This is a genomic window from Allobosea sp. WAO, assembly GCF_001509835.1.
Classification (GTDB): Bacteria; Pseudomonadota; Alphaproteobacteria; order Rhizobiales; family Beijerinckiaceae; genus Allobosea.
On sequence record NZ_JXTJ01000002.1, the window covers coordinates 146,748 to 154,450 of the forward strand.

A 7,703-nucleotide genomic window follows, 5' to 3' on the forward strand; every position below is an offset into this window, starting at 1 on the left:
AAGGTTGCAAGAACATATAGGGAACTAGGCAGGAGCGACAGCAGCTCGGCGCGCCATCACCTGCCTCGCCAGCACGGGCGCCGCGATCACCAGCCCGGCCGCGACGCTGAACGGCGTCGCCAGGATCATCGGCAGGGCCGCGAGCGCGATCACGAAACGCTCCCACATCGCCAGTGGCGCCAGGAACCAGCCGGCGAAGGCCGCCGAGAGGAAGATGATGCTGGCGATGCAGGAGGCGGTCGAGCCGATCAGCTCCGTCCAGGTGAAGCCCGGAGCCATGATCAGCATCGAAGGCGAGAAGACGAAGACGAAGGGCACCAGCACCTTGCCGAGCGCCAGCCGGAAGGCGGTGTTGCCGGTCTTGAACGGATCGGCGCCGGCCATGCTCGCCCCGGCATAGGCGGCGATCGCGACCGGCGGCGTCACGTCGGCCAGAACCCCGTAATAGAACACGAAGAAATGGGCGACGAGCGGGTTGACCCCGAGCATGCCGAGCGCCGGCGCCGCCACCGTCACCATGATGATGTAGTTCGCGGTGGTCGGCACGCCGCAGCCGAGCAGGATGCAGACGATGCCCGTTAGCAGCAGCGTGAAGAACAGCGTCGCGCTCTTGAGATCGAAGGGCAGGAAGGGCGCAAGTGCGAGCACGCCATTGGCCCATTGATCGGCGAGCGAGGTGACGATCCAGGAGATCTTGAAGCCGACGCCAGTGAGCGTCACCACGCCGACGATGATGCCGACCGTCGCCGCCGCAGCGCCGACGCCGATGGCGTATTTCGCCCCGAGGATGAAGGCGTCGACCAGGTCGTTGACGCGCTTGCGGCCTTCATCCCAGCGCAGGAAGGCGCCGTGGGCCATCGCGGCAAAGGCTGTGAGGGTCAGTGCGGCGTTGACCCCGGGGACGCGCAGGAGCTCGGTCGGAGCGGCAATGCCGAGCGCGACCGCCAGGACCAGCGCGGAAGCGGCGCGGTAATGCGCCAGGCCGACCAGCATGCAGCCGGTGATGCCCCAGAAGGCGGCGAGGTAGGGCGTGTAGCCGGTGAACAGGATGACGATGAGGACGAAGAGCGGCGCGATCGTCGGCCAATCACGCGCGAAAACCTCGGAAAGCTTCGGGATCTCGACATCGGTCAAGCCGCGCATCCCGGCGCGCTTGGCCTCGAAATGCACCTGCATCAGCACGCCGAAGAAATGCATGAAGGCCGGGATGATCGCGGCGACGACGATCGTCGCGTAGGGCAGGTTGAGGAATTCGACCATCAGGAAGGCGGCGGCGCCCATGATCGGCGGGGTGATCTGGCCGCCGGTCGCAGCGGTCGATTCGACGGCTGCCGCGAAATGCCGCTGATAGCCCAGCCGGATCATCATCGGGATGGTCAGCGAGCCGACGGTGACAGTGTTGGCGACGGACGAGCCCGAGATCATGCCGAAAAGGGCCGAGCCGAAGATCGAAATCTTGGCCGGACCGCCGGCGAAGCGCCCGGCCACCGCGGCGGCGACGCCGAGGAAGAGCCGGCCGAGCCCGACCCGCGTCGCCAGCACCCCGAATAGGACGAAGTGGAAGACATAGGTCGCGACGACACCGAGCGCGACGCCGTAGACGCCCTGGCTGGTCAGATAGAGATGGTTGACGAGGTTCGACCAGGTCGAGCCGGGATGCAGGAAGATGCCCGGAAACCAGTTGCCGTAGATCGCATAGAACATCGCGAAGAGCGCGATCAGCGGCAGGCCCCAGCCGATGGCGCGGCGCGTCGCCTCGATCATCAGAATGATGGTGATCGAGCCCATGACCACGTCGAGCGTCGAGGGATTGCCGACGCGGAAGACAAGGTCTTCGAAGATATAGGGCACATAGAGGCTGGAGACCGCCACGGCGATGGCGAAGACCCAGTCATGGAGCGGCACGCCGCCGGGGCGGAGCGCGGTCGAGGCATAGACGGTTCCGGCGTCGCTCTTGCGGCCGGAGAAGACGAGAAAGATCAGCCCGAGCACGAAAGCCAGATGGATACCGCGATGCGTGGTCTCGCGCATCAGGCCGAATCCGGCCGTATAATAGTGGAAGGCCGAAAGCGCGAGCAGCAGGGCGCCGACCAGCAGCGCGGTGCTCTGCGGCATCTTGCGGAACTGCATCTCGGGATCGAGCTCTTCCTCGAGCTTGGCAAGTTCGGCAACGGAGGGCTGGTTGGTCATGTCGGGCTTTCGTCGGATCGCGGCATCAGGCGCGGTCGAGACCGTCATTCTCGGGCGGCGCACAGCGCCGTCCCGAGAATCTAAGGCAGGAGATGCTCGGGACGAGCCCGAGCACGACACCTAGGGCGTCACTTCAGCAGGCCGGCTTCCTTGTAGAACTTCTCGGCGCCCGGATGCAGCGGCACGCCCTGCAGGCCGGAGAGCGCGGTCGCCTTCTGGATCGCCTTGCCCTTGGCGTGGCCGGCGTCGAGCGCGGCGCGCGCCTTGTCGCTCCACAGCCCCTTGGTCACGGCATAGACCGTGTCGGCGGAGACCTTCGACGAGGTCATCCAATGGGCGCCGACCGCGACCGTCTTGACCGCGCCGACATCCTTGTAGGTGCCGGCGGGAATCTCGTCGGCGGCGAAGAAGGGCGATTCCTTGGCGAGTTTCTCGGCCGGGGCGCCGGTGATCGGCAGGATGTCGATGCCCGAGCCGGTCGAAGCCAGCTCCGAGATCGCCGCCGCCGGATAACCGCCGGTGAAGAAGAAGGCATCGACCGAGCCGTCCTTCATCTTCTCGGCCGCCTGGTTCGGCTTGAGATATTCGGCCGAGATGTCCTTTTCGGTGACGCCGAAGGCGGCGAGGATCGCCTTGGCGTTGAGCAGCGTGCCGGAGCCCGGCTCGTCGAGCGAGACCTTCTTGCCCTTGAGGTCGGCGACGCTCTTCACGTTCGAGGCCTTACGGACGACGAGGTGGACGCTCTCAGGGTAGAGATTGGCGATCGAGCGCAGCTCGGCAACCTTCGGCTTGCCCTCGTAGACGCCGGTGCCGGAAAAGGCCCAGAAGGCCACGTCGGCCTGGACGAAGCCGGATTCGGCCGCGCCGCCCACGATGGCGTTGACGTTGGCGACAGAGCCATTGCTGGCAACCGCGGTCGAGACCAACTGCGGCGGCGCCGAGATGGCGTTCGCGATCAGGCCGCCGATCGGATAATAGGTGCCGGCGGTGCCGCCCGTGCCGATGCGGAAGAAGGCGGGCGCCTGGGCGAGCGCAGCGCCGGCGAGCGCGAGAACGCCGAGGCCAAGGCCGATCCCGCCAAGGCGCTTCTTGAGCTTCGAATTCATGGAAAACCTCCGGTTGAAGCCGGAGAGTGTCGGAAGCTTTGCGAGCAGGATCAAGGGCCGGACAGGCAAGGCCTTTGCGTTTGCCGGCTTGTCCACGCAAGATTGTGTCTAAAATGCGGCATCGCTTCCGGAAGGGCCGCTGGCCCGCTGCTTGGCCTTCGGTTTCAGGCGGGTACGGCGGCAGGAAGTGCTGGCCGACGCAGCGAAGCTTCGCCCCGGCGCCTCACCGCCGCGTGACGATACCAATCAGCGGCTTCGGTTCGGCGCCGAGCCAAAGCAAGAGGAAGCCGAGCAGCAGCCCTGCGAGCGCGGTTGGCGCCAGCATGAGATGGAGCAGGATGGGATCCCAGAGCAGAGGGTGCAGGTTCCGCTCGACCGCCGGCTGCAATTGCCGGTAGCGCTCGCCGAACAGGGCCAGCGAGGTCTCGCCGAGCGATGTGAAGCGCAAGGCGGAATTGGCGATCGAGCGCGCCCCGTCGGTCAGAAGTACGACGAAGCCACCCGCGACCAGAAGATAGCCGAGAATCCTGATCAGAAAACGCAAGCCGTCCCCCAAATCCTGCGCGACGTGGCGAAGCGCGCCTGCTGCGGCACCGCTGCAACCTCGCCCCGGCAGCGTTCCGCAGACCTGCCCGATGTGCGCCCACGCTGCCGCCATTGCAACGATAAACGAGATTTTGTCGCAACCCGCATAATCATCAGCCAGGGCACTTGAAAGAAGCGGGCCCGGAGGTCATAAGCAGCGCGCCGGACAGGTGGCCGAGTGGTTGAAGGCGCACGCCTGGAAAGTGTGTATACGGGAAACCGTATCGCGGGTTCGAATCCCGCCCTGTCCGCCACTCAGAAAAGACGAGCGTCCTCAGCGACCTCCGCGGGGCGCTCCCCCATTTCCTCCCCCGCCCCGCTCCCCCAAGACGCCCCGCCCATGGGACTCGCCAGCCGCGGGCCCCGCCGGATCCCTTCTCCTCCCTCCCCCCGGGACAATTCGTCTTCCGGGAATCGCTTCGTCCTTGCTGCATCAAGCGCTCGATCCTTCGAACCTTGGGAGACCGGGCATGAACGAAACGACACGGCGGGACGTCGAGGTTTTCCTCGTCAGCGGCTCGAATACGCAGTGGTGCAGGACAACCACGAGCCTGCTGATGGCCTTCGGCTTGCGGCTCCTCCGCCTGGAGACGCTTCACATCCAGGTGACCGCGAGAGGCAAGCAGCCAATCCTTCACGGCGAGCCGGCCGCCCCCTTCGCCACGGCCTGGCTTGCGGCCAGCGAACGCGCCCCGAGCGTGGCGGCGATCCGGGATTGCATCGGCCAATTCGGACAAGCCGAGGCGGTGGTCGTCGATCTCCCGGTGTCCGCATTCGAGCGCGCATGGATCGCCGATCCCGGGTTTCGAGTCCTCTTGCCCATGTCCACGCGTCCCACCGACGTTGAGCGAACCGCCTGCGATTTCCACGCCATCGCCTCTGCGTTCGTGCCATCCGGTGGCGTCATGCCCTGGATCATTCCGGTGGGCTGGCCATCGGCAATGCTCGGGTCGGACTACCGACCCATCCTCGATCGCGCCGTGACGGGTTCCGAGTTTCCCGCGCCGCCGAGCGATCGCGTGATCCTGGCCGGCCGAATCCCCAGGTTCGATTTCAGCTCAGCGCCCCCGATCGTGGACGGTCGAATTTCGCTGGCGCCGCAAGACGCGACGGCGACGGAAAGCATCGCCTACGCGATGCTGAAGGCGACGGGGAGCTCGCTGCTGGAAGACCCAGACCATGCCTCCTAGCAGGATCGCGGAGATGAAGCCGCGTCAAAGGGAGCGGTCGAACCCGCTGATTGTCGGCCGACGCTCGGCAATGGCGAAGCTCTCCGGCACTCCCCCCTCCGGGATTCGAGGAAGGTCGTTCTCGATGGCGCACCGCCGTCGAATGCTGGCCCTGGATCCGGCTCATGCGGGTGCGCCGAGCGCCTGGCTCGCGTCGGGGGGCGGGTTCCACCCATTGGTCGTGAACGGGCGGGGCGTGCTCGGTCGCGCCGCAATTCGAATCCCGGGGATCGCGAGGCTCTCCCAATGAATCGGGACGTCAAGGCGATCCGGGATCGCGACCGGATCATCAGGAATGTCGGTCGCTTCCTCGCGTGCATCGCGATCATTCGGGGGTGTCGGCGACTCCCGCAGGTGCGAAGCGGCGGCCCCCTGGCATTGGTCCTGCTCTTGCCGGAAGGAGCCGATGTCGACGACTACCGACAGGCAGCGAAGTTCGTCGCCTCGAGATCCGACCAGCGGCGCTTTGCCTGGGAAGACGCGGCAACGAGGATCGAGTGCGCCCGGGAACTTTGGTCCAAGGACAGGAAGGCATCGGGCCGCGACGGCATTCTGAAGGAGGATCGCTTCATCGTGCTGGCCGAGGCGGCGTCCGGCGTACCGGATCTCGTGCTCGCCGCTGCCGATGAGGTCGTCGCGCTCGAGAAGCCCGAGCCTCGCCACCTCGTTGCCGTGGGCAAGGTGTGCCTGAAGCAGCGGGTGACTGCGCAGCAGGCGGAGGAACTCGCGTCGATGCCATTGGGTCTTCTCGGTTCGATGCTCCGGCCCAGCCGGTCGGTTGCGCGATCCCTCGAGAGCATGCGGAAGGCGCTGGCGAACCAGGCGGCCCCGGTCGCAACACGTGAGATGCGTATCGACGACCTCCATGGCCTTGGCGAGGCGGGCGATTGGGCGCGGGACCTCGCCATTGACCTCAGGGACTGGCGTCAAGGCAGCATCGGCTGGGCCGATGTTGACAGGGGCATCCTCGTCAGCGGGCCGACCGGAACGGGGAAGACGACGTTCGTGAAGGCGTTGGCCCGGACCTGCGAAGTCCATCTCGTTCTGGGATCGCTGGCACGCTGGCAGGCGCGTGGGCATCTCGGCGATCTGCTCAAGGCGATGCGCAGCGCCTTCGACGAGGCGCAACGCAACGCCCCGTCGATCATCTTCATCGACGAGATCGACGCGGTGGGAGACCGCGAGCGGTTCGGCGGCCCTAATGCCCAATACCAGACCGAGGTGGTCGCGGGTCTGCTTGAGTGCATCGATGGCGCCGAGCGGCGGGAGGGCGTGATCGTCGTGGGCGCGTGCAACTTTCCGCAGCGGCTCGACGCGGCTCTCGTTCGCCCCGGACGCCTCGATCGCCATATCCGCATTCCGCTTCCTGACGGGGCCGCGCGGGATGGCATCCTGCGCTGGCATCTCGCCGGCGGCATCCAGGGCGGCGACCTGTCCGCGGTCATAAACCGGACCGAAGGCTGGAGTGGTGCCGCGCTGGAGCAACTCGTCCGCGACGCGCGCCGCTCCGCGCGACGGGCGCGGAGAACCATCTCCGCGGCAGACCTCGAGGCACACCTGCCGCCGACGATCGCGTTTCCCGACCAGATGCTGCGACGCGCAGCCGTTCACGAGGCTGGCCATGCCATCGCCGCCGTCGCGTTGGGGAAACCCCTTGAGTTCGCAGAGATTCGCGAGACCGCCGAACTGGACATCGAGTATCATGCGTTGGGTGGTGTGCGGATCGGCCGAGCTCCCGTCTCAGAGGTAACGGCTCAAGCTCTCCAAGATGAGATTTGCCTTCTGCTGGCCGGCACGGCGGCGGAAGAGATCCTCCTCGGCAGTCGGTCTGCGGGGGGCGGAGGGTCTCGCGGCAGCGACCTTCATCTCGCAACCCTCGTGGCGTTGCGAATTGAAGCGTCCTATGGCCTCGGCGAAGGTTTGGCTTTCCTGGCGGCGGAAGGAGAAACGGAGCTGCTTCGATTGCTCCATGCGTCGCAAGCCGTTCGCGAGCGGGTGGAAGAGATCCTTGCCGAACAGATGGTCAGGGCGCGCTTGCTCATTCAGCACCACCGGATCGGGGCGGATCGGGTGGCGAAGGAACTTCTCGAAAGGAAGCGCGTCGGCTCTGCCCGCATTGCCGCCTTGCTCTCCAGCTCGGAGACCGTCGAGCCCGCTGCGGATGGCGCGTCAGCTTGCGGGGAAATGGTGCAGGCAACGTCGGGACATCAAGCATGAACAGCACGTTCAACAAACTCGCGCTGCCGCCGGGCGGTCGAACGGCCAAAGGCTGCGTTGCTCGAAGCGCTCGCCAAGCTCTTCTTGCCCTTGTCGAATGCGGAAACTGGCCCGAGCGGGCGCGCCGGGAGATCGAGTCGAGGGTCCCGGGGTATGCCGGGCAACATATGATCGCGATCTCCATTGAGGGGGTGGCCGAAATGCTCGAGGTATTCGCCATGAGTCGTTTGCCGAAGCGGTGGTCACCGAAGGCTTCCAATCGCCGTCTTGACTCCAGACGAGCCAACGACAACCGGGCATTGAGCCAGCGCTCGGCAGCGGACATGCATGGAAGGGACGGACAACGTCAGTTGGTGGCCGATACCGTTGAAAAAGT

Annotated in this window: 6 protein-coding genes and 1 tRNA gene; 4 read left to right on the forward strand and 3 right to left on the reverse strand. The window is 66.1% G+C overall.

Annotation, left to right across the window (positions count from 1 at the left end; translation table 11 throughout):
* Positions 1–24: 24 nt before the first annotated feature.
* The 3 genes from DK26_RS01625 to DK26_RS01635 all read right to left on the reverse strand — a co-directional run bounded on the left by DK26_RS01625 (position 25) and on the right by DK26_RS01635 (position 3,840).
* The gene (locus DK26_RS01625; protein ID WP_066467672.1) at positions 25–2,190 is read right to left on the reverse strand and encodes a TRAP transporter permease; all 2,166 of its coding nucleotides are present in this window, start codon (positions 2,188–2,190) and stop codon (positions 25–27) included.
* Between the two features lie 128 nt (positions 2,191–2,318).
* The gene (locus tag DK26_RS01630; RefSeq protein WP_066467701.1) at positions 2,319–3,296 is read right to left on the reverse strand and encodes a TAXI family TRAP transporter solute-binding subunit; all 978 of its coding nucleotides are present in this window, start codon (positions 3,294–3,296) and stop codon (positions 2,319–2,321) included.
* A 223-nt stretch (positions 3,297–3,519) separates the two neighbouring features.
* Positions 3,520–3,840, reverse strand: a complete 321-nt coding sequence (locus DK26_RS01635; RefSeq protein WP_066467674.1) for a hypothetical protein — start codon at positions 3,838–3,840, stop codon at positions 3,520–3,522.
* Between the two features lie 205 nt (positions 3,841–4,045).
* Here DK26_RS01635 and DK26_RS01640 point away from each other — a divergent pair.
* The 4 genes from DK26_RS01640 to DK26_RS28850 form a co-directional block, all read left to right on the forward strand.
* Positions 4,046–4,135 (forward strand) — tRNA-Ser (locus tag DK26_RS01640).
* A gap of 216 nt (positions 4,136–4,351) precedes the next feature.
* Complete coding sequence (locus DK26_RS01645; RefSeq protein WP_066467676.1) at positions 4,352–5,071, forward strand: hypothetical protein; 720 nt, start codon at positions 4,352–4,354, stop codon at positions 5,069–5,071.
* Between the two features lie 285 nt (positions 5,072–5,356).
* Positions 5,357–7,327, forward strand: a complete 1,971-nt coding sequence (locus DK26_RS01650; RefSeq protein ID WP_066467678.1) for an AAA family ATPase — start codon at positions 5,357–5,359, stop codon at positions 7,325–7,327.
* Positions 7,324–7,703 (forward strand): hypothetical protein (locus DK26_RS28850; RefSeq protein WP_157089463.1); only part of this gene is annotated, 380 nt, incomplete at its 3' end. The genes DK26_RS01650 and DK26_RS28850, both read left to right, overlap by 4 nt.